Here is a 20,297-nt window from a genome sequence, read left to right on the forward strand (position 1 = left end):
GTATCTTAATCATAAACAAAAAAATGGCTGCCTTCACTTTAATGGCAGCCATTTTTTATGCGGAATTTTTCACATTGATTAGAAAATCCAATCGAAAACCGTGTAAATACCTATGACCACTAATGAAATAATTAAAATGATAACTGAGGTACATCCAATAGCAAATAACCTATCCTCCCATTTGTTTTCAGGTACTAAATCATCTTCTATTCTTTCTTTAACCTTTTTTTGTGTTGGAGAAATATACTCATCTAGTTGCAGTTTCTTTAAGGTTTCTTTATCCCCTTGGAATTTCAGCGCCCTTGCTATCTTAAAGGGCTCATTCCCCATACTTTTTTCAAACAGTAGACAAGCCTCCACCATTTCAGGGGTTTTATTTTTTTCGAGATACCAATATCGTCCTGCCATTGAGGGGTGCCTTAAAGCATAATAAATGTCCCCCAACCTGGTTCGTACTTCTAATTCATCAGGATATGAAGCCAGTAGACCATGTAACCGATCCCTTGCTTTCCCCAGGTCATTGTTTTCAATGTCCCTTTCAATCTTTTTTAGCGTTTTAATTGGGAGTTTAGGTATAGAGCTATCCTCTAAACTATCCCATAACTCTTGAATAGATTTGCCATCAAGTATAACTTTTTGCAACAAATCATCGACATTTTCTCCGATGATTTCACTTGAAGGATCATGAAATTTCCAAAACATATATTTTCCAGTGCCACGGCCAATATAATAATTTTCGCCTTTATATGTCAGCTTAATTTCTTCCCCAATACTTAGGTTTTCAATAAATTCCTCATAACTGTATTTCAAAAGATTCTCCCCCACCTGGCAGCGTTAACTAAAGGTATTCCATTTTCCCTTCTGTTCTTCCTTTTTTAATAAAAAAGAGCATTTCTCCTTTTGAAGAAATGCTCTCAATCTTATTTAATCTTTATTAGCTGCTTTAATGTTTGTATGTATGGCTAATTAATTCTCCTCAGATCAACATTTAAATGTTATCTCCCATCTTTATCATACCATATAAAGGAAAATAATATAAGGCTGTTTTTTGCCTATTTTTTCTATACAATAAGCAGAGCAAGGTCTTAAGAAGCCAAAAGAAACGTTAGGTTAGGAGAGATGTGAATGAGTTCTTATGTGCTCAAGTTTCAGGAAATCGAAAAAACCCAGCTTTTACTCGTTGGAGGAAAAGGATTAAATTTAGGGGAATTATCGAACATCGCAGAAATACACGTACCTGAAGGGTTTTGTATAACCACAGAGGCCTTTCAAAAAGCTCTCGAACCAAATGAAGCTTTCCGCACACATTTACATCAGCTCACACGGCTGCACATAAACGAACAAGCAAAAATCAGTGAGATCAGCCAACAGATCCGCCAAATCATCGAGGAAGTCGAAATTCCATCTGATGTATTAGTAGCTGTTCAGCGGAATCTCACCGAATTTGGTGAACAACACGCCTATGCTGTACGATCAAGCGCGACAGCTGAAGATTTGCCGCATGCCTCGTTTGCCGGTCAGCACGACACCTTTTTAAATATCATGGGAAAAGATGCGATCCTAAGGCACATTCGCAAGTGCTGGTCCTCCCTGTTTACAGACCGTGCTGTTATTTATCGGATGCAAAATGGATTCGATCACAGCCAGGTTTCTCTTTCTGTCATCGTTCAGCGAATGATTTCCCCGCAGGCTTCCGGCATTTTATTTACGGCGGATCCCGTGACATCCAATCGAAAAATACTTTCCATCGATGCGAGCTTTGGACTTGGAGAAGCGCTGGTCTCCGGATTGGTATCGGCTGATTCCTACAAGGTAAAAGATGAAGCAATCATTGATAAAAGAATCGCAGTTAAAAAACTCGCCATCTATTCCTTTGAGAAAGGCGGGACCGAAACAAAGCAACTAGATCCCCATCAGCAATCCCTTCAAACCCTTACCGACCAACAAATTTTACAACTCGCACATATTGGCAGACACATTGAAAACTACTTTTCATATCCGCAAGATATCGAATGGTGCCTGGCTGATGATACTTTCTATATCGTTCAAAGCCGCCCTATTACGACGCTCTACCCCATTCCTGAAGCGGCTGATGATGAAAATTACGTCTATATCTCTGTCGGACATCAGCAGATGATGACTGATGCCATCAAGCCATTGGGATTGTCGTTTTTCCTATTGGTCACTCCTGCCCCAATGAAAAAAGCGGGGGGAAGGTTATTTGTTGATGTTACCCAGCATCTGGCTTCTCCCGGCAGGAGAAAAGACTTTTTACAGGCTATGGGCCAGCACGATCCACTTTTAAAGGATGCTGTGACGACGATAGTTGAGCGGGAATTTATAAAAACGGCACCAGATGCCGAAAGTGCACAGGGTCAAAAGAAACCTGGTCAACACCCATCTGTTCCAGCACCAGACGAAAACGATCCGAGCGTCGTTCCTGAGTTGATCAAGAAGGCCCAGGCGTCAATCGAAGAATTAAAACAAAACATCCAGACAAAATCGGGATCTGATTTAATGGATTTTATTGTGGAAGATATCCAAGAATTAAAGAGAATCTTATTTAATCCACATAGTACAGCTGTATTTATGGCTGCTTTCGATGCTTCAGCCTGGCTCAATAAGCACATGGATGAGTGGCTGGGTGAAAAAAACGCAGCGGACACGCTTTCTCAATCTGTACCGCACAATATTACCTCCGAAATGGGTCTGGCTTTATTGGATGTCGCTGATGTCATCCGCCCTTATCCTGAGATCATTCACTATCTGCAAAGTGTAAGAGATGATCACTTCTTAGATGAACTGGTCCAGTTTGAAGGAGGGCAACAAATACGGGATGCCATTCATAATTTTCTCAGCAAATATGGAATGAGATGTGCCGGCGAAATTGATATCACGCGAGACCGCTGGAGTGAAAAGCCAAGTATCCTCCTCCCCTTGATTTTCAGTAATATCAAAAACTTTGAGCATAATGAGAGCCGCCGGAAATTTGAACAAGGACAGCAGGAAGCGTTAAAAAAAGAGCAAGAATTACTGGATCGGTTGATGAAACTGCCAGACGGCCAACAAAAGGCAGAAGAGACCAAACGGAAGATTCGTATCCTCCGGAATTTCATCGGCTATCGCGAATATCCCAAATACGGCATGGTCAACCGCTACTTTATTTATAAACAGGCATTAATGAAAGAAGCCGAACAGCTTGTTCAAAACCACGTCATTCAAGAAAAAGAAGATATCTACTACCTCAGCTTTGAAGAACTTCGCGAAGTTGCGCGAGCGCAACAACTGGATGAGAAAATCATCTTTAATCGAAAAAATGAATATCAATTATTTGAGAAACTGACTCCTCCGCGTGTGATCACGTCGGATGGTGAAATTATTACAGGACAATACAAACGAGAAAATCTCCCGGCCGATGCCATTGCCGGTCTGCCTGTTTCTACAGGGGTGATCGAAGGGCGTGCCCGTGTCCTCGTAAACATGAAAGATGCGGATCTGGAAGAAGGAGATATCCTAGTCACTGCCTTTACTGATCCTAGCTGGACACCATTGTTTGTTTCGATAAAAGGCCTGGTCACTGAAGTTGGCGGACTGATGACCCACGGAGCCGTTATTGCCCGTGAGTATGGCTTACCCGCAGTGGTCGGAGTGGAGAATGCTGCTAAATTGATCAAGGATGGGCAGCGCATTCGGGTGAACGGAACGGAAGGATATGTCGAGGTATTGTGATATGTAAAACAAGGCCGATATGGATTTATATCGGTCTTGTTTCTATATGGTATAATCCCTTCCGCTATCCCATCGTTGTCAGGAGTACCATTATCCCATTCGTTAACCCGTGAATAATGACAGAAGGCCAAATCGTGTTAGTTCGTTCATATGCCCAGGCAAAGATGATTCCACTTAAAAAGTTTACAGGCATCGCATTATAGGTTGGTATATGTATGATGGTAAAGATGAGTGAGCTGAGCAGCATCGCCCCAAGGAAACCAAGGCGTGTACGCAGCCAGCGGTATAAAAAGCCCCGAAAGAATATCTCCTCATAAACGGGCGAGATGACAGCGGCTGAAACAAAGGCAATAAGGACGGTTAAAAAATTTACGTCTTGCTGCATAGCGGCCGTTTTGCTGTTTTCAAATGTATTACCAATAAAACTGGTAAGCACCATTACAATGACATCGCCAACTATAAGAATAATAGTTAACCAGAGAATCGTTTTCCAATCTTTCATAACCATTGGCCTGAGCCCCACTTCACTCCATGAAAGATGTGTGGGACGAAGAACAATAAAATACAAGCCAGAAAGCAGAACAATGGCTATCGTCAATCCTGTTAATGTTCCTGCATAGAGCTCATTATCAAACCATTGAGTATATATGGGCTTAATCAGGAATTTGATGCATCCAATCACTACTACAAATTCCAGCAGCATCATAAAAAGAAATTCTCTGAGCCCCCATTGGTCATGCTTTTTCCAGTACAAAACGTTTTCGTTCAATCACTATTCCTCTTTTCGCTATTATTATAGACAACCAGCAAGGGGGCTCTTCTAAGGCTGGAGAGCTCCTTTTTTACAATCTAACTAAAACTATCCTTTTCAAGTGTGTAGCTTTTATTTGAATTTTTAATAACGATATCAAAATTCTGGCTATACGAATGCATAAATAACTCATATTGGATTCTTCGCTCTTCATGAGATTTTCTTAAGTAGTCTATATCAGTTCCTCTTTCAGTAACATCCCTTGTACTTCTTCTCATTAACTCTGTTTGTTCATCTGTATATAAATAAATTTTCAAATCATACAAATTCGGCTTGGTAAAGGCAACGGTCATACCTTCTATAATATTTACCTTGTTTTGCGAAGCAACCAGCTTACTCCCCGTATAACTCGTGGCTATTGTATAAAAATCTAATCCATCTCTTATCATTAGAACGTCTCTCTCTAAAGCATATGTATTATGAGCAGCAGGATGGCACGCTGTCATCTTATCTTGATGGTGTTCATTTTGATATTCATAGTTAATTAAAGTGTACTTTCTGAGATGAGAACCTATGAGATAGGGATCGGTATTAATATAATTCACATTCTTATGCTCCAAAAGCTTTATAAGCTTATGGGCAAATGTTGTTTTCCCTGATGCCCCATGACCTGAGATCCCAATAATGATTTTTTTCTCCGTACGGTTAATAAAACTAGCCAGTTGTTGAAGTACCTTCTCCACCTATTGCTGCCCCCTTTGTGTAAGCTTTCATGTATATTTTACTATAAATATCATTTAAGAAATCAAACGAAAGAGTTAATAAAAAAAGCCCTTATCCTATTGGACAGGGCAAACATTCCTAAGCTACTTCTTGCTTAAATATAGAAGTTCAGAGCTTTCTTCCTCTAACTGATTCATAAATAACTCCCAGTGACATTGGATTATCCCAGTGTTTTTCCAAGCTCATCAAATGTCCCCTTTCGCTTATGCGTTCTGCATTTCAATTAGTTTAGAGATGTTGGCATAGCTCTGGGAGATGCTTTCAACCGGGTCAATCTGAAATTTCTCTTGCTCAATGACGAGATTGGTAATCCTCAATTCCTTTGCTTTTGCTAATACCTCAGAAAAAGGAACCTGTCCGGTTCCTACCTCCACATCATTGCCTTCCTCGTCCAGATCCTTTAAATGAATGGCGGTACACCTGTCCTGCAGCACATCCAAATACGCAGCAATGTCTACTCCTGCAACATATGCCCAATATGTATCCAATTCGAATTTCAGGGAAAACGGTGTTTCATTCATGATCTTCGTCAGCGCATATTCTCCGTTAACCATATTGAATTCATTGGCATGGTTATGGTAAGCAAAGTTAAATCCATTCTGCTGGCAGCGCTGGTTGATTTCAGTTAAATCCTTCACCAGCTCCTCTACTTCTTCGTTTGTATTTGTATTGCCGTGCGGGCAAATCAACAGCTTATTGCCCAAAATTTGCTGGTATTCCATGGTTGGCCCAATCTCATGCTTCAATACATCCAATCCGATATGGGCTCCGCTCACCTTCAGGCCAAGACGGTCCAAATGCTGTTTAAGTTCAACTGCTCCCATCCCATAAGTGCCGGCCAGTTCAATTGCCTTGTACCCTGCGTTTGCTACCTCTTCCAGGGTGGCTGTGAAATTTCCCTCACACTGCTCGCGTAATGAATACATTTGCAAACTTATTTCTTCCATATCTAACACTCCTCTAATCACTATATTTAAAAGTCCTCCATTAAACTTTCACCGAAGAACCTAAAGCACCTTCTTTTAATTGACTCGCAAAGATAAAAGTTAGGATTACGATCGGAATCATCGAGGCAACAGTTATTCCCATAGGAAAATTTCGCTAAATCCCATGTGACTCCGACAGTTAAAAATCTCGACGTTTAACGCCAATAAAAAACTTGTTTTGAAGAAATAATTTTATAATTTTGGGCTACTCTTCGTTTCTTCTTGCTTAATAGGCTTTATTTAATAAATAAATCAGTCTTTCTTTTACTGAACCCCATTCATCATCAATGATACTGTAAAATATATTGTCTTGAATGGTACCGTCTGCCTTTATTCTATGTTTACGGAATGTGCCCTCCTTTGTTGCTCCAATTCGTTCAACGGCTTTTTGAGAACGTAGATTTTCTCCACTAACTGAAAATTGGACTCGATTTACTTTTAATTCTTCAAAACAATAGTTAAGTAATAAGAGTTTACATTCTGTGTTTACTCTTGTTCTCCAAACCTTTGGCGAGAGCCAAGTCCAGCCAATTTCCACACTACGGTTTGCTTTATCAATACTACAAATTTGAGTTGTCCCTATTATTTGTCCTTTCAGATTTTCCTTAACAATAAAAGGTACATGTTTCCCTTCTTTTTTATTATTAACGGCGATTACTAATATTTTTTCCATATCCTTTACTGTGGTAACTTTTCTCATGGAATATTTCCATACTTCAGGGCTTTTTAGCGCATCAAATAATGGTTCCTTATGTTTTATTTCGAGAGGGATAAGTGAAATTGAATCTCCTTCTAAAAATAGATCTGTTTTAATAATCATAGTAACTATGTCTCCTTTATAAACAGAATAATTTTTTGTTAATTCCAATACCTGCTCGCATTCAAAATAAGTGAACAACAAAAAAGCCTTTAGAACGGCTTAAAGATAGAGATACCTCTTTAAGTGACTGTCTAAAGGCTTGGCTTTGTATGTCTGTTACATTGCAGATTCAGAAAAATTTAAACAACTGATACTATAACTATATCACAAAAGGAAAAATATAGAAACATTTTTCTGGTTTATACCAGCCCATTTCAAGAAGCTATAACACAGACGGATGCGACATCAGCCTTCCATCCTCCATATACACCACACGGTCACACAGATCGAGCATCCGCTGGTCATGAGTGACCATGATGGCTGCTTTTTCCCTGAGCTTCACTTCGTCCGCAAGCATCTGAACAACCGACCGGCCCCGCTCGGAATCCAGGCTTGCGGTTGGTTCATCCGCCAAAATAATCTCTGGGTCATTCATCCAGGCGCGGGCGATAGCAGTTCGCTGCCGTTCTCCACCTGACAGCTGCTCTGGATAGTGGTTCTTGCGATGAAGCAACCCCAAACGTTCGAGGAGGCTGTCGGCTATTTTTTCTGCTTCCTTATGCTTTTGGTGCTCCAGTTCAGGAAGCAGCAAGAGCTGGTCCCGTACGGTTAGATAAGGAATAAGATTAGCAGATTGGAACACAAACCCAATGTATTTCAAACGTATTTGATTTAATTCCTTGGTTCCCAATGTGCTGATATCCTGGTTTCCGATCATGATACGTCCGCTCGTTGGTGACAGCAGCGCACCGGCTACCGATAAAAACGTACTCTTGCCCGAACCGGATGGCCCGACTACTGCTACAAATTCCCCCGTTTTGACTTCTAGCGTGATTCCTTTTAATACTTCAACCTGCTGATCACCGTCTCCAAACGTTTTCTTCACGTCCTGCAGCATGAGTTTATTTTCCATCATGACGCCCTCCCTATCGCTTCTATCGCATCAATTTTGATCACCTGATACAGCGAGATGAGTGAGCCAATGACAGACACTGTTAAGAAGAGCACGGAACAGCCGGCGACAAGCGGCACATTGAGCAGGAACGGCATGCTGGCTGGAAGCAATTGGGATACTGTAAAGGTCAGCAGGATACTAACCACCAGACTTACAATCGTCAGAAATAACACCTGGTACAAGACTGTGCGCGACAGGTAGCCCGATTGTGCACCGATCGCCTTTAAGACCCCAAACTGATTTACTTTTTGAAGCGTGATGACATAAAAAAACACACTGAGCACAAAGGCCGCGATGACAAACAAAAAGGCGATCATCATCAGCAGTGAACCCTGCTCTTCCTTAAAACCTGGGATGCTTTTGAGCGCGTCATTCTTTGAGATCATTTCAACCCCGGATACTTGTTTTTCAATTTGCTTCGCCTTCTCGCTGTCCGCTTTTAACGCAACAGCGTTTACGCTCTGCTTCCCGTCATGCATTGCTTCCCACGTTTTTAAGGAAACATGAAACACCGGCGAGTGGCTGAAGGACTGGTTTTTTGTAAAACCGACGAGCTTTAAAACGGTTCCCGTGGTTTCTTCCTTCAATCGGTCCCCAATTACAAACCCTTCTTCTTTTAAAGAAAGGTCGCCAACGGTTTCGTTCTTATCCGCCCCTTTTAGCGATTGTCCCTCTGCCGCCGGCGGTGCGATAAACCCTTTTGGATCGACCGCAAAAAGCGTACTGTCGGTTTTCTTGGACGCTCCGTTTTTTTGGATCGTGGTCATCTGAAGCCCGAACTCTGTCATTTGTTTTTTATGAGTTAATCGCAAAAGCTCCTTTAATTGTTCATTTGTCAGCTCCGAGCGGTTGAGCCGCTGATCTGACTGTTTATCCAAAACGACATAATCGGCGGTCATGGTTTGAATGGATGATGCATTGTCCGATGCCAGGCCTTTAGCCAGCCCGGAAACAAAAAGGACTAGAAAGGAAATCAGGACCATAATCAACCCAATCAGCACATATCGCATTTTCGCATGCTTCATCTCTCTTAATGCCAGAAACATATGATTTCACTCGCTTTCTATCTGGTTTGTACGTGATACAAATCCATCATAGAAAGCAAGTATGAACGGAAGATGAACAGCAGGTTACATTTTTGGCAGGGACACCGTGAATGTCGTTCCCCTGCCAGGTTCGCTTTCTCCTTTAATTTCTCCATGATGCAGTTCCACAATCTTTTTTACGATCGATAAACCGAGGCCGCTGCTCCCCTCTTTTCTCTCCCTGGCTTTGTCTGCTTTATAAAAACGGTCAAAAATGCTTGGCAGATCCTGTGGAGAAATGCCTACACCAGAATCCGAAATAAAAACCCTGCATTCACGGTCGTTTTTTTCCAGAGAGATGGATACCGTTCCTCCCGGTTCCGTGTATTTAATGCTGTTGGTAATGAGGTTGGTCCACACCTGGTGGAGGAGTTTCTTATCGCCATAAATGAATGTTTGGGGCAGATCCATTTCAATCGCCATCTCTTTTTCGCGCCAGCTCCATTCGGTCATGTGCACGACCTCCTTGATCTGGGCCGCCACATCGAATGTGCCTTTTTCCATAAAGGCTTCTTCTTTATCAAGAGAGGCCAGCATCAGCAGCTGCTTGCTGAGCTGAGAGAGGCGCACACTTTCCTTTTCAATGATTGCTAAATACTCTTTCCGTTTTTCCGGTGTCAGTTGCTCATTTTGCAGGGTCTGGGCGAATCCCTTCATGGAAGCCAGCGGGGACTGGATCTCGTGGGATACATTCGAAACGAATTCCTGCCTCATCTCCTCCAGCTGCTCCAGGCTTTTGGCCATCTCGGAAAAATTGGAAGCCAGGCTTCCGATTTCATCTCTGCGCTTTTCGTTCAATTTAATTCTGTAGTTTCCAGTCGCAATTTTTTTTGTGGCTTCGGTCAGCTGAACAATCGGTTTGACCAGATAACGCGTACTGATTCCGACCAATACAATACTGAGGACAATGGTCAGAAGCAAAATGGCCGAAAAGAACAATCGCATCTCGCCAAATTGCAGCTCTATATTCGGTCGGATAAACAAAGCATAGGTGTTGCCGGATTCCTTCAGCGGCATCCCAATCGTATTTTTTAATACATTATCAAAAAAGCCCGTAACGAACGGCGCCGAAGGAAATTGCGCGATCCCATGATAGACCCCGCCATTCAGAACCCTGTTTACATTTGAGCGGTCAATTTCCTTTTTCCGAAAGTCTCCGCCGTAATAGGATTCCCGGCCGTTCTGGTCCACCATATAAATCTGATAGCCGGTATCTGCCACATGGGTAAGATAATCCTTTAATTTAAGCTGTGGGTTCTTTTCAAAGTAATCCACCGTTTGCTTCGCGATTTTGGTTACTTTTTGATCATTGTACGGTTTCAAACTCTTCTGGTAGTAGGCATTGGCTAAGACGAATGAAAGCAAACTGCTGACAATCATGACAGCGATGGTGGTCACTACGATCCGGACATATAGCGTCTTCATTTCCGGTTGACCTCCAGTTTATAGCCTACACCGCGGACCGTTTTAATGGAGAAATCATCTGTTTTGGAAGAAAATCGCTCCCTCAGGCGTTTAATATGTACGTCCACCGTCCGGTCATCTCCTTCATAATCCGCTCCCCAGATCAACTGGATCAGTTCATCCCTGGTAAAAATACGGCCAGGATAGCTCGCAAGCTGGCTCAGCAGTTCAAATTCTTTCATTGGCAGCATGATTAGCTTCCCATTGCTGTAAATTTCATAGCTTTTTCGGTCAATAATCGTTTGATGCAGCTTAATCTTTTCGGAGTTGACCATCTTATACCGCCTGAGGAGTGCTTTTATACGAAAGATCAGCTCTTTTGGCTCAAATGGTTTGGTCATATAGTCGTCCGTTCCCACAAGAAACCCTTTTTCCTTATCCAGCAGATGATCCTTCGCCGTCAGCAGGATCACAGGCATGTCATAATCGTTCCTGATTTCCTCGCACAGCTCATACCCGTCCTTACCTGGCATCATTACATCCACAACAGCCAAATGCATTTGTTCGGCTTGGAGCAGGGATGAAGCCTCCTCCCCGTCCCTTGCTAAATGAACCATATAGCCCTCCCGCCCAAGATGGTGCTGCAGGAGTTCCCGGATATGAGGGTCATCATCAGCGATTAAAATATGTATCATGCAAAGGAATTCTCCTTCTCTATTTTTTAAAACCATTGAGAATCATATCATACACAATTTGGGACAAAATACCTTTAGTCCGTCATAAAAGGATGATTTTTTATGAAAACCTCCGATTCCATTACATTCTTTCAGCTTTCCTTAATAGCCATAACCTGCATAGGCCTGAAGTGCCACGTTTTTCTTATACAGCCCACGGTCAAAACAGCAAGCGTGGATGCGTGGCTGAGCATAATAATTACCTTTGGTTTAACATTGGTTTGGCTTCCACTGATTTTGTATATCAACAAGAAAACAAACGGTGAGCATCTCTTTCAATGGATGCGGAGCGCGCCGGTAAAGGGCTTACAAACATTATTCTGACCCTTTGTTACCTTACCCTAATGGAAGGTGTCACCTTTCGGGAGACCCTTACCTTCACCAATATTACATTTCTTCAAGAGACACCACTTCTCATCGTTATCGTGACATTTGGATTGGCCTGTCTGCTTTTAGCTGGAACGAGCATGAGAACAATCAGTGTTTCTAACGTAATCCTTCTATTTTTCATTGTGCTGCTCGGCTTTTTCGTTGCTATTACAAATATTCAATTCAAGGATTACTCCTTGCTGCAGCCCTTTCTTGAACATGGATTTACACCGGTTGTAAAGGCAATGGTTTACCAGGGGTCTGGGATGGTGGAGCTTTTTCTCCTTATCTTACTGCAGCACAAAGTCGCTCATCCTCTTAAGTTCAAGCACCTCGCTCTTCTGGCTTTTTTATTATGGGGACTGACCGTTGGCCCGCTTATTGGTTCCGTCGTAGAATTTGGTCTGCTAGAAGGTTCCCGGCAACGTTTCCCCGCATACGAGGAATGGGGGCTTGCTACTCTTGGAAAATTTGTGGAACATGTCGATTTTCTCTCTATTTATCAATGGCTTGCCGGCACCTTTTCCGGCTGTCGGTCTTCTTTTATGTCATGAAAGAGATCGTGCCCTTTACGAAGGGGCACAATTGGTTTGTGGTGATTGTATTCATCGTGATCACTGGCATGACACTCTATCCTATCAGTGACTTTACTTACTCCAGACTAATGTACTTCACCATATTGCCTTTAACCTTTGGGTGTTGTTAGGCTTTTCTTTGGTTTTAGGGAGATTTGTCGCTTTTTATTTCAACAAGAAGAGGAGGTCCCGCCATGGGGCTTAGCCCCGACTCTAAATTAAAACATACATTTGGCTGGCCACATATTTTTTTATCCGCAAAATATATTGTCTATAACAATATTTTCAAAGGAGTGAAAGAATGGCCAAAATAAGTAAAGATGATTTTGTAAACGGCTTTGTTCCCCACCATAATCATGGTTCAGTGGATTACACGGGGGTAACCGACGGTCACGTCCACCAATGTCTGGATGTAACCTCCCCTCCTATTCGGCACGAGCAGGGCCACGTCCATTACACGGAAGGCTATGTGGTGTTTGAGGACGGGCACACCCACCAATATAAGGCATATTCCGGACCTGCCATACCCGTAGGTAACGGCATGCATGTGCACTATTACGATTTTTATACAACGGAAAGCGATGGCCACCGCCACCATGTACGGGGCGTTGACCAGCCGGCACCAGGGAATCGCTAAAAAAAGTACTTTTTTCCTTTGCAAAAAAGGATTTGCTATATTCATCAAGAAGGATACTCTGATAGCAAAGGCGGATTTGGAGGAGAGAAAAGTGAACAGAGAAGGTTCGAATCTTATTCCCATGCTGGCCGTCGATCATGGGGAAAAAGCCATAGAATTTTATAAGAAAGTGTTTGGGGCCCACGAGAGTAATAAAATGGTCAACGACATGGGGAAGATTGAGCATTGTGAATTGGAATTCAAGGGTACACGAATCATGGTTGCAGACGAATTTCCCGGTCATAATCATGCGGCTAAATCACTTGGTGGAACCCCTGTGATCCTCTATGTTAAAATGGAAAATGTCGAAGTTTTGGTAGATAAAGCCGTCAATTCAGGTGCTGTTATATTGCGGCCGATTCAGGAGCTGCCAAATGGAGAACGGATAGGAAAAATTCAAGATCCATTCGGACATGTATGGATGCTTGCTTCCCAACAATAATATGAACATCAAAAAGGGTTAAATAAGAGAATTTCTTATTTGACCCTTTTCACTGAGAATAGTTAATAAATCGCTTCAACCTTTTAAATAAAAGGCTTGCTTTATAGGGTAAGGGGGAATACTTACAATCGACGCTGTAATGAAATGGAGGTACTCAAAATGAGTGTGAAAAAAATTCAGTTACTGAACGAAGCTGCCTACTCACTAGAAAATGAAGAACTGGAAGTGATTGTCCTCCCTTCTCAAGGAAGCAACATGATTTCAATCCGGGATAAAAAGACCGATACCGAGATCCTCAGAACACCAAAATCAACAGAGGAGTACGAAGCACGGAAAATGGTATTCGGAACCCCGGTGCTCTTTCCTCCCAACCGCATTGAAGATGCGACCTTTGCATACAATGGCCGAATTTATGAACTGGAGATGAACAGGGCCAAGGAAGATGTTCACATTCATGGCTTTGTACATGATAAAGAGTGGACGGTTGTTGAGACAGATGAGAGCGTTCCCCGAATAAAAACAGAGATCCGTTCATCTGAGCATCCAGTTATTCTCAGCCAATTCCCACATGACTTTACCATCACAATGACCATTGAGATCCAAGGGACCGAAGTGGTTCAAACGACGGAAATCTCTAACAATGGCGACTGTCTCATGCCGTGTGGGATCGGATACCATACCACCTTCCAATTTCCTGATTCAGCGAAGTTAAAGGTTGACGTCCGGGAACGATGGCGTTTAAATGAGCGGCACCTGCCAACAGGCGAACTGGAAAACGTGCAAAACAAAGAGGAGTTTTCGAAAGGAACGCCGCTTTCCGGAGTGTCCCTGGATGATGTGTACGTCATGACGGAGGACAAAACCGCTGCGATTGATCTGCCCGGCCTTGATGTCTCCTACTCTGTTTCAGATAGGTTCACCCAATGGGTGTTATTCACAGCGAGCGGTAATGAGAATTTACTGGCCATCGAGCCTTACTCCTGGGTCACCAATGCCCCCAATTTGAAACAGCTGCCAAGAAGGCTGACTGGCTTGGATGATATCCAGCCGAAAGAAAAAAAAGATTATGTTTCCCGATTTAAAATCGAACGTAAGTAAATAACAAAAGGAGCTTATCCCATGAAGGATAGTTCCTTTTTTTGTCTTATATACATAGATAACCTACAGTGAAAAATTAACTAAAAAGCCGTTGACAAAATATAGAAACCCGCATATGATGAGGTTAGTTACACCAGTAGTTAACCAAATAAGTAAAGAGGAGGCGGCATAACGGTGATAGATGACAGCCGTCCGATATATGTACAAATTGCAGAACGCATTGAAAATGACATCATTGAAGGTGGACTGCTTGAAGAATCACAGGTTCCTTCAACGAATCAGTTTGCATCCTTCTATCAGATCAACCCGGCTACAGCCGGAAAAGGTGTCAATCTATTGGTCGACCAAGGCATTTTGTATAAAAAGCGAGGTGTTGGCATGTTTGTAACGGCAGGAGCACGCGAAAAGTTAATGCAAAAACGCAGAGATCAATTCCTGGAACAGTATGTGATCACAATGATCCAGGAAGCCGAGAAAATCGGGATCACACGGGACCAATTATCAGAAATGATCATGAAAGGGGGAAAATTACAATGACGAATATTATTGAAGTAAACCAGCTGACAAAATCGTTCGGCAGCGCCACCACGGTCAATGATGTCAGTTTTACAATTGAAGAGGGAAAAATCTATGGGTTGCTCGGAAGAAATGGCGCCGGTAAAACAACGATCATGAATATGATTACCGCGCAGCTGTTTCCGACAAGCGGTGAAATCAAAGTGTTCGGAGAAGCCCCTTATGAGAATCAGTCCGTTCTCCGCCAGATCTGCTTCATTAAAGAAGGACAGCAGTATCCCCACCTTTTTCGCATTGCTGATGTACTGGATCTTTGCCCCTCGCTCTTTCCCAACTGGGATAATGAGTATGCCTACTCGTTACTAGAAGAATACAAACTGCCAGTGAAACGGAAAATCAAGAAGCTATCAAGAGGAATGCTTTCTTCTGTCGGAATCGTGATCGGCCTCGCCAGCAGGGCACCGCTAACCATCTTTGACGAACCCTACCTGGGGCTTGATGCGGTTGCCAGAGGAATTTTTTATGACCGGCTGCTGGAGGATTATGCAAAGCACCCGCGGACGATTATTCTCTCAACTCATCTAATTGATGAAGTAAGCCGGATGCTGGAGCATGTCTTGCTCCTCGATCAAGGAAAGCTGATCATCAATGAAGAAGTGGATGCCATTCGCGGCCGCGCGTATACAGCCATAGGCTCAGCCAAAATCATGGACTCTTTCATGTCAGGTAAACAAATCTTGCATCAGGAATCCATGGGCAGCATCGTTTCAACTACCGTTTTTGAACCCCTCGATAAGCAAACCCGGATGGAAGCCGAAGAGCTCGGCTTGGAGATTACACCTGTGTCTCTCCAGCAGCTCATCATCCATTTAACCAACAATACGCCGAAAAGAAAGGTGGACCTTAACCAATGAATCCTATATCCCCGGTAATAAAAATTCACCTGAAGCACAAGCTGACCTGGATCGGTATGCCATGGATCATTTTGCTGTCGAGTTTCTTCATCAATTTAATTATCGCTTTTTTGATCGGTGATAAGGCTGGCTTTTACACAGGAGGGTTGGTTTCCATCTTTATCTACATGTTTGTTGCCGGTATGGTCACCCTCAATCAAACCTTTTCCTTTTCACTGGGACTGAGTGTACGGAGAAAAGATTACTTTTTTGGAACGCTGACAGTTATTGTTATGGCAAGCATCCTTTCAGCCATTGTCCTATCCCTGCTCTCCTATCTTGAAAGCAGTGTTACAAGCGGATGGGGATATAACTTGCACTTCTTCAGTTTACTCCATTCATTTGATGCCAACAGCTTTTGGCAGTTCTGGATCTTCTTCGTCGTACTAATCAATACCTCCTTATCTGGCTTTGTCATATCAGGTATTTTCATCCGTTTCGGCTGGCCGGGAATGTATATTTTCTTTCTAATCGCCGCTATTCTTCTGTCCGTTATCACTTTTGCCTGCACCTACTTCCACTGGTGGTCCACCCTCTTTCACTGGGTCGCAGACCATCCCAACATGCTTGCTTTCGACCTTCTGATCCTGAGCCTGATTTATGCTGTACTGTCTTATTTATTCCTGCGGAAAGCCACTGTATAAAAGTGAATACAAAAAGGAGCTTATCCTTGCAGGATGGCTCCTTTTGTTATTCAGCACCTAAGATGTTTTAGATAAAAACCGGGCCAAGCAGAACGAGGGCAATGCACAAATCAAGGACTGCACAAAACTCCGCATACCCCCGCCGGACGATCTTCCCGCTCTTAAAATGAGCAATATCCCAAATGGCATGGCCGATATAACCTGCCGCCAGGAGAATCAGACCTGCTTCCCGGTCAACATAAACGGATACTAACGCAATCATACCAAAAATCCCTACTGCAATTGCCTGTATGAAGATGGTGCTCTTTTTGCGCAAATGCCCCCGGATCGCCCCGGAAATCGGATAGAAAAGCGCTATGAGAAACAGCAGCAAGGACATGGGATCCGTTGAAGCCGGAAGCCCTGATGCAGCAATTACCAGCGCCAGAATAGAGGGCCATCGTTTCTTCATCAATTCTACACAAAAATAAGTCGTACTCCTTTTTTCCATTGGTTTAACGTTTGTGGATGACTCCATTTTTAACACTCCTCGTTTTTATGGTGTAATAAAAAATTATCATGAACGGCATTTTTTTAAATCCACCGAGAAGTTGATTTTTATTTTTAGGTCTACATCGATTGATTGAGGAGAGTGACTAAACCATCTGATATAATGAGAAAAACATCATACAAAGGAAATGATAATGAATATAAACATTGCCCGGTACTTTAACCAACAGGCCGTTCATATTACCTTTATCGTTATCTTTTTTATATTAATCCTGCCCGACCACCCCTCTCCGTATAAACCCATACTTATTTTTCATGCCATCTTTGCAGCTTGTTATGTTTGGATGGCTATGATGCTTAACGGCCAATGGAACTTCAAAAGGTTTTTCCTTGTAGTATGTGTTCTTGCGGCATTGATCTTCATCGTTCGTCTGCTCTTTTCCGATTATCCTGATCACCGCATGTTTTGGCCGATGCTGTACCTGCTGGGAACAGCACATTCGAAATGGAACCGATCGACCGTCATTCTTGCTGTCTTTACGGTCTGTTTTATTTTTTTCCTGATGCTGATAGACGGTTTATCCTTTGGGGCACTTATTGCAGCTGTTCTTATGTATGCAGCTGTCAGAAACCAAAGCCTCTTACGGGAAGCACATGATAAAAATGAAAAACAGCTGCAGCAATTGAATGATGCCTATTCCGAATTGCAGCAATCGTCCATACATACAATGAGATATGCTGCCCTTACAGAGCGCACAAGACTTGCGCGTGATATTCATGATGGACTGGGACATCACATGACCTCGCTAATCGTTCAACTACAGGCATTAAAGCTGATGATTTCCAAGGAGCCAGCAGCAGCGGAAGAAAGCGTAGACGACATTCTTAAGATTGCCAGAAATGGGCTGGAGGAAATAAGATCTTCCGTCAAGGAATGGTCGAACGATGAAAAAGGACTGGGACCTGTCGCATTACAAGGCCTTGTTTCCCTAATGGAAGGCCATTCCCTGATGAAGATCGCCTATAAAGAAACTGGCATTATCAGTGAGTGGACGGTTGAATGCAGTGTCATTCTGTACCGGATTCTGCAAGAAGCCTTGACGAATATTCTTAAACATGCTGATGCGACCGAGGTCAATATTATCGTGAAGGAAGAAAATGAATATGTAGAAATGCTCATAACGGATGACGGCCATTTCAGCAGTGAAAAGCCGTTGAATCTTGGCTTTGGTTTAAGCGGTATGATGGAAAGGTGCAAATCAGCTGGCGGCAGTATCCACTTTTCGGCAAACTCTCCGAAGGGTTTAAAGATAAAAGCAAAGATACCGCTGAATTTTACCGCCAGCGTTTAATTTGAGGAGACTGAATATGCCAACCGAAAAAATGATTCGAATCGTGCTTGCAGATGACCAGCCGTTTATTCGTAAAGGATTGCGTTACGTATTGGACATACAGGAAGACATGCAGGTGGTCGGAGAGGCTTCGAGCGGTGAGGAAGCGGTCGATGTTGCTTTATCTCATGTTCCCAACCTCGTCCTCATGGATATCCGGATGCCCGGAGGAACGGGGATTACAGCCACAAAGTCAATTATTGAAGCTCTGCCCGGCACAAAAGTCGTGCTCTTAACCACATTTGATGTGGAACAGTATGTATTTGAAGGGATTCGCGCAGGCGCATCGGGGTACTTGCTGAAGGACACTGAAACCGAAGAGCTGTTGGCTGGAATAAGAGCCATGCACCGGGGAGCCACTCTGTTTAATAGCAGCACGGCCAAACAGGCGCTTGACCAAATTTTAACTTCAAACACCACGGATCAACTGCATGCAGCAGCCCAACAGTCGCTGATCGAGCCCTTAACCAAGCGTGAAACCGAAGTGCTGCAGCTGCTGGCTTATGGCAAAAGAAACCAAGAAATTTCATCTGTCTTATGCATTTCTGAGGCCACTACAAAGACTCATATCCACCATATCATGCAAAAACTCGGTGTCCGGGACCGCACACAGGCGGTTGTCGCTGCCATGCGGATGAAGCTTGTGAAATAGAAATTTCTTTAGGACCATCTCTCCAACTTTCAAAGCTGGAAACGAATTCTTTTTTTACCGTCTTGTTGCCTTTCCTTTTCTTTATGTTGAACTTCTGCCTCATCATAGTGATCTTCACAAAAGTAACCAATCAACGTTTCTTTACCATGAACAGGTGTTAACACCTTCACCTCGAACTTACTTCTTGAACAAGTCATGCAAAAAGAACTTTTATCACATTTACTCATGACATCGCCTCAATTTATAACCGAAATTTCCATCACCCATATCTAAATGGTACTATATTCCTTCCCGGTATGGTATTGATAAAATGAGCCTCTGGACCCAGGACTGAAGCAAAAGAAATTCGATAACTTTATCAACCCTGCAACATGCACATTTGCTTTTAAAGAGATGTCTTTACAGCTGGATTGGGGTCTAACGGGCTTTTTTCCTTTACTTGCTTTAACGTCGCTACGATCAGAAAACTAACGATCACCAGCAAGAGCCACGAACTCACCTTCCCCAGATGAACGAGACTCCAAGCTCCGGCTTGATTGGGGTATTGCCAGGCTCCAAAGAATGTTGCGATATTTTCAGCGATCCATATAAAAAATCCGATGAGTACAAAAGAAAGTGCGAGAGGCATGCGGTAACGGGTCCCATTAACATCATATGTCACCCACGATTTCCAAAAGACGACGAGTACAAGTCCTGATAACCACCAGCGAACGTCCATCCAATAATGGTGGGTGAAAAAATTCAAATAAATCATCGAGGCAAGAGATACCACCACCAAAAACGGCGGCCACTTAACCAGTTCAACATTTAGCCTTCTCCAAGCCTGGCACAGATAACTGGCTACACTCGCGTACATGAATCCACTGTACAAAGGCACTCCATAGACTTTGAAAAATCCATCCCCGGGATAAGCCCAGGAACCCATATGCACCTTAAAAAGCTCAAGAGTAAGCCCGATCAAGTGGAATAACGTGATTACCTTCAATTCATCCCGTGTTTCAAGGCCAGAGCGTACCATCCACCATTGCATCAGGACGCATATGATGAGCAGCCAATCATATCGTGCCAAAAATGGAAGCGAAAGAATTTTTGTGAGAGCCAGCGAGGCAAAAATAACAACAGGAAACAGACAGGACAGAGCTTGCTCCCAACCAAAGCGAATGAGTTGTTTTAGTGGTCCCATGAATTCAGCCTCCATTTTTTCAT

General features: G+C 43.0%; 23 protein-coding genes. 11 read left to right on the plus strand and 12 right to left on the minus strand.

What is annotated here, in order from left to right; translation table 11 throughout:
• Positions 1 to 78: 78 nt before the first annotated feature.
• Complete coding sequence (locus tag QYB97_RS15875; protein WP_301167070.1) at positions 79 to 576, minus strand: DUF6584 family protein; 498 nt, start codon at positions 574 to 576, stop codon at positions 79 to 81.
• A gap of 549 nt (positions 577 to 1,125) precedes the next feature.
• On the opposite strand from QYB97_RS15875, the gene ppsA reads away from it, so the two are divergent.
• Positions 1,126 to 3,729: a phosphoenolpyruvate synthase gene (ppsA, locus tag QYB97_RS15880; protein WP_301166983.1), complete on the plus strand. Its 2,604-nt coding sequence runs from the start codon at positions 1,126 to 1,128 to the stop codon at positions 3,727 to 3,729.
• A gap of 64 nt (positions 3,730 to 3,793) precedes the next feature.
• On the opposite strand, the gene QYB97_RS15885 is transcribed toward ppsA, so the two are convergent.
• The 8 genes from QYB97_RS15885 to QYB97_RS15920 form a co-directional block, all read right to left on the minus strand.
• Positions 3,794 to 4,498: a CPBP family intramembrane glutamic endopeptidase gene (locus QYB97_RS15885; protein WP_301166984.1), complete on the minus strand. Its 705-nt coding sequence runs from the start codon at positions 4,496 to 4,498 to the stop codon at positions 3,794 to 3,796.
• An 80-nt stretch (positions 4,499 to 4,578) separates the two neighbouring features.
• The gene (locus tag QYB97_RS15890) at positions 4,579 to 5,223 is read right to left on the minus strand and encodes a uridine kinase family protein (RefSeq protein ID WP_301166985.1); all 645 of its coding nucleotides are present in this window, start codon (positions 5,221 to 5,223) and stop codon (positions 4,579 to 4,581) included.
• A gap of 243 nt (positions 5,224 to 5,466) precedes the next feature.
• Complete coding sequence (locus QYB97_RS15895) at positions 5,467 to 6,210, minus strand: sugar phosphate isomerase/epimerase family protein (RefSeq protein WP_301166986.1); 744 nt, start codon at positions 6,208 to 6,210, stop codon at positions 5,467 to 5,469.
• Positions 6,211 to 6,475: 265 nt separating this feature from the next.
• Positions 6,476 to 7,069 carry a GNAT family N-acetyltransferase gene (locus QYB97_RS15900; RefSeq protein ID WP_301166987.1) on the minus strand — a complete coding sequence of 198 codons (594 nt, stop codon included), beginning with the start codon at positions 7,067 to 7,069 and terminating at the stop codon, positions 6,476 to 6,478.
• A 262-nt stretch (positions 7,070 to 7,331) separates the two neighbouring features.
• A complete protein-coding gene (locus tag QYB97_RS15905) occupies positions 7,332 to 8,024 on the minus strand; it encodes an ABC transporter ATP-binding protein (protein ID WP_301166988.1) in 693 nt (230 codons plus the stop codon).
• Positions 8,021 to 9,109: an ABC transporter permease gene (locus tag QYB97_RS15910; RefSeq protein WP_301166989.1), complete on the minus strand. Its 1,089-nt coding sequence runs from the start codon at positions 9,107 to 9,109 to the stop codon at positions 8,021 to 8,023. Before QYB97_RS15910 ends, QYB97_RS15905 begins: the two co-directional genes overlap by 4 nt.
• Before the next feature lie 84 nt (positions 9,110 to 9,193).
• Positions 9,194 to 10,573, minus strand: a complete 1,380-nt coding sequence (locus QYB97_RS15915) for a sensor histidine kinase (protein ID WP_301166990.1) — start codon at positions 10,571 to 10,573, stop codon at positions 9,194 to 9,196.
• Positions 10,570 to 11,247 carry a response regulator transcription factor gene (locus QYB97_RS15920; protein ID WP_301166991.1) on the minus strand — a complete coding sequence of 226 codons (678 nt, stop codon included), beginning with the start codon at positions 11,245 to 11,247 and terminating at the stop codon, positions 10,570 to 10,572. The genes QYB97_RS15915 and QYB97_RS15920 overlap by 4 nt, the downstream gene beginning before the upstream one ends.
• 102 nt (positions 11,248 to 11,349) lie before the next feature.
• On the opposite strand from QYB97_RS15920, the gene QYB97_RS25230 reads away from it, so the two are divergent.
• From QYB97_RS25230 to QYB97_RS15955, 8 genes are all read left to right on the plus strand, one after another.
• The gene (locus tag QYB97_RS25230) at positions 11,350 to 11,610 is read left to right on the plus strand and encodes a GerAB/ArcD/ProY family transporter (RefSeq protein ID WP_356948188.1); all 261 of its coding nucleotides are present in this window, start codon (positions 11,350 to 11,352) and stop codon (positions 11,608 to 11,610) included.
• Entirely contained in the window at positions 11,565 to 12,209 is a 645-nt protein-coding gene (locus QYB97_RS15925; protein ID WP_301166992.1) for a GerAB/ArcD/ProY family transporter, read from the plus strand. The genes QYB97_RS25230 and QYB97_RS15925 overlap by 46 nt, the downstream gene beginning before the upstream one ends.
• Positions 12,210 to 12,531: 322 nt before the next feature.
• Positions 12,532 to 12,867 (plus strand): YmaF family protein, encoded by a 336-nt coding sequence (locus QYB97_RS15930; RefSeq protein WP_301166993.1) that lies wholly within the window; start codon positions 12,532 to 12,534, stop codon positions 12,865 to 12,867.
• A 91-nt stretch (positions 12,868 to 12,958) separates the two neighbouring features.
• Entirely contained in the window at positions 12,959 to 13,348 is a 390-nt protein-coding gene (locus QYB97_RS15935) for a VOC family protein (RefSeq protein ID WP_301166994.1), read from the plus strand.
• A 159-nt stretch (positions 13,349 to 13,507) separates the two neighbouring features.
• Positions 13,508 to 14,446 (plus strand): aldose 1-epimerase, encoded by a 939-nt coding sequence (locus tag QYB97_RS15940; RefSeq protein WP_301166995.1) that lies wholly within the window; start codon positions 13,508 to 13,510, stop codon positions 14,444 to 14,446.
• 168 nt (positions 14,447 to 14,614) lie between these two features.
• Complete coding sequence (locus tag QYB97_RS15945; protein WP_301167071.1) at positions 14,615 to 14,983, plus strand: GntR family transcriptional regulator; 369 nt, start codon at positions 14,615 to 14,617, stop codon at positions 14,981 to 14,983.
• Positions 14,980 to 15,876: an ABC transporter ATP-binding protein gene (locus QYB97_RS15950; RefSeq protein ID WP_301166996.1), complete on the plus strand. Its 897-nt coding sequence runs from the start codon at positions 14,980 to 14,982 to the stop codon at positions 15,874 to 15,876. The genes QYB97_RS15945 and QYB97_RS15950 overlap by 4 nt, the downstream gene beginning before the upstream one ends.
• Positions 15,873 to 16,559 carry a hypothetical protein gene (locus QYB97_RS15955; protein WP_301166997.1) on the plus strand — a complete coding sequence of 229 codons (687 nt, stop codon included), beginning with the start codon at positions 15,873 to 15,875 and terminating at the stop codon, positions 16,557 to 16,559. Before QYB97_RS15950 ends, QYB97_RS15955 begins: the two co-directional genes overlap by 4 nt.
• 67 nt (positions 16,560 to 16,626) lie before the next feature.
• Here the strand turns inward: QYB97_RS15955 and QYB97_RS15960 are convergent, their stop codons facing one another.
• Positions 16,627 to 17,076, minus strand: coding sequence for a hypothetical protein (locus QYB97_RS15960; protein ID WP_301166998.1), 450 nt, complete (start codon positions 17,074 to 17,076; stop codon positions 16,627 to 16,629).
• A 166-nt stretch (positions 17,077 to 17,242) separates the two neighbouring features.
• Between QYB97_RS15960 and QYB97_RS15965 the strand changes: the two genes are divergently transcribed.
• On the plus strand, positions 17,243 to 18,400 hold the full coding sequence (locus QYB97_RS15965) for a sensor histidine kinase (protein WP_301166999.1): 1,158 nt from the start codon (positions 17,243 to 17,245) through the stop codon (positions 18,398 to 18,400).
• A 16-nt stretch (positions 18,401 to 18,416) separates the two neighbouring features.
• A complete protein-coding gene (locus QYB97_RS15970) occupies positions 18,417 to 19,091 on the plus strand; it encodes a response regulator transcription factor (RefSeq protein ID WP_301167000.1) in 675 nt (224 codons plus the stop codon).
• A 29-nt stretch (positions 19,092 to 19,120) separates the two neighbouring features.
• On the opposite strand, the gene QYB97_RS15975 is transcribed toward QYB97_RS15970, so the two are convergent.
• Together QYB97_RS15975 and QYB97_RS15980 are read right to left on the minus strand one after the other, a co-directional pair.
• Complete coding sequence (locus tag QYB97_RS15975; protein WP_301167001.1) at positions 19,121 to 19,318, minus strand: hypothetical protein; 198 nt, start codon at positions 19,316 to 19,318, stop codon at positions 19,121 to 19,123.
• A gap of 158 nt (positions 19,319 to 19,476) precedes the next feature.
• Positions 19,477 to 20,274: a DUF817 domain-containing protein gene (locus QYB97_RS15980; RefSeq protein ID WP_301167002.1), complete on the minus strand. Its 798-nt coding sequence runs from the start codon at positions 20,272 to 20,274 to the stop codon at positions 19,477 to 19,479.
• Positions 20,275 to 20,297: the final 23 nt, after the last annotated feature.

It is taken from the genome of Fictibacillus fluitans, from assembly GCF_030418125.1.
Taxonomy (GTDB): Bacteria; Bacillota; Bacilli; order Bacillales; family Fictibacillaceae; genus Fictibacillus_C; species Fictibacillus_C fluitans.

What these genes read in the sequence shown, in the direction of transcription:
- QYB97_RS15920 (WP_301166991.1), bottom strand. Translation starts at nt 11,247, where the DNA reads ATGATACATATTTTAATCGCTGATGATGACCCTCATATCCGGGAACTC.
- QYB97_RS15915 (WP_301166990.1), bottom strand. Translation starts at nt 10,573, where the DNA reads ATGAAGACGCTATATGTCCGGATCGTAGTGACCACCATCGCTGTCATG.
- QYB97_RS15930 (WP_301166993.1), top strand. Translation starts at nt 12,532, where the DNA reads ATGGCCAAAATAAGTAAAGATGATTTTGTAAACGGCTTTGTTCCCCAC.
- ppsA (WP_301166983.1), top strand. Translation starts at nt 1,126, where the DNA reads ATGAGTTCTTATGTGCTCAAGTTTCAGGAAATCGAAAAAACCCAGCTT.
- QYB97_RS15965 (WP_301166999.1), top strand. Translation starts at nt 17,243, where the DNA reads ATGAATATAAACATTGCCCGGTACTTTAACCAACAGGCCGTTCATATT.
- QYB97_RS15905 (WP_301166988.1), bottom strand. Translation starts at nt 8,024, where the DNA reads ATGATGGAAAATAAACTCATGCTGCAGGACGTGAAGAAAACGTTTGGA.
- QYB97_RS15975 (WP_301167001.1), bottom strand. Translation starts at nt 19,318, where the DNA reads ATGAGTAAATGTGATAAAAGTTCTTTTTGCATGACTTGTTCAAGAAGT.
- QYB97_RS15970 (WP_301167000.1), top strand. Translation starts at nt 18,417, where the DNA reads ATGCCAACCGAAAAAATGATTCGAATCGTGCTTGCAGATGACCAGCCG.
- QYB97_RS15925 (WP_301166992.1), top strand. Translation starts at nt 11,565, where the DNA reads ATGGATGCGGAGCGCGCCGGTAAAGGGCTTACAAACATTATTCTGACC.
- QYB97_RS15980 (WP_301167002.1), bottom strand. Translation starts at nt 20,274, where the DNA reads ATGGGACCACTAAAACAACTCATTCGCTTTGGTTGGGAGCAAGCTCTG.
- QYB97_RS15895 (WP_301166986.1), bottom strand. Translation starts at nt 6,210, where the DNA reads ATGGAAGAAATAAGTTTGCAAATGTATTCATTACGCGAGCAGTGTGAG.
- QYB97_RS15940 (WP_301166995.1), top strand. Translation starts at nt 13,508, where the DNA reads ATGAGTGTGAAAAAAATTCAGTTACTGAACGAAGCTGCCTACTCACTA.
- QYB97_RS15910 (WP_301166989.1), bottom strand. Translation starts at nt 9,109, where the DNA reads ATGTTTCTGGCATTAAGAGAGATGAAGCATGCGAAAATGCGATATGTG.
- QYB97_RS15960 (WP_301166998.1), bottom strand. Translation starts at nt 17,076, where the DNA reads ATGGAGTCATCCACAAACGTTAAACCAATGGAAAAAAGGAGTACGACT.
- QYB97_RS15955 (WP_301166997.1), top strand. Translation starts at nt 15,873, where the DNA reads ATGAATCCTATATCCCCGGTAATAAAAATTCACCTGAAGCACAAGCTG.
- QYB97_RS15900 (WP_301166987.1), bottom strand. Translation starts at nt 7,069, where the DNA reads ATGATTATTAAAACAGATCTATTTTTAGAAGGAGATTCAATTTCACTT.
- QYB97_RS25230 (WP_356948188.1), top strand. Translation starts at nt 11,350, where the DNA reads ATGAAAACCTCCGATTCCATTACATTCTTTCAGCTTTCCTTAATAGCC.
- QYB97_RS15950 (WP_301166996.1), top strand. Translation starts at nt 14,980, where the DNA reads ATGACGAATATTATTGAAGTAAACCAGCTGACAAAATCGTTCGGCAGC.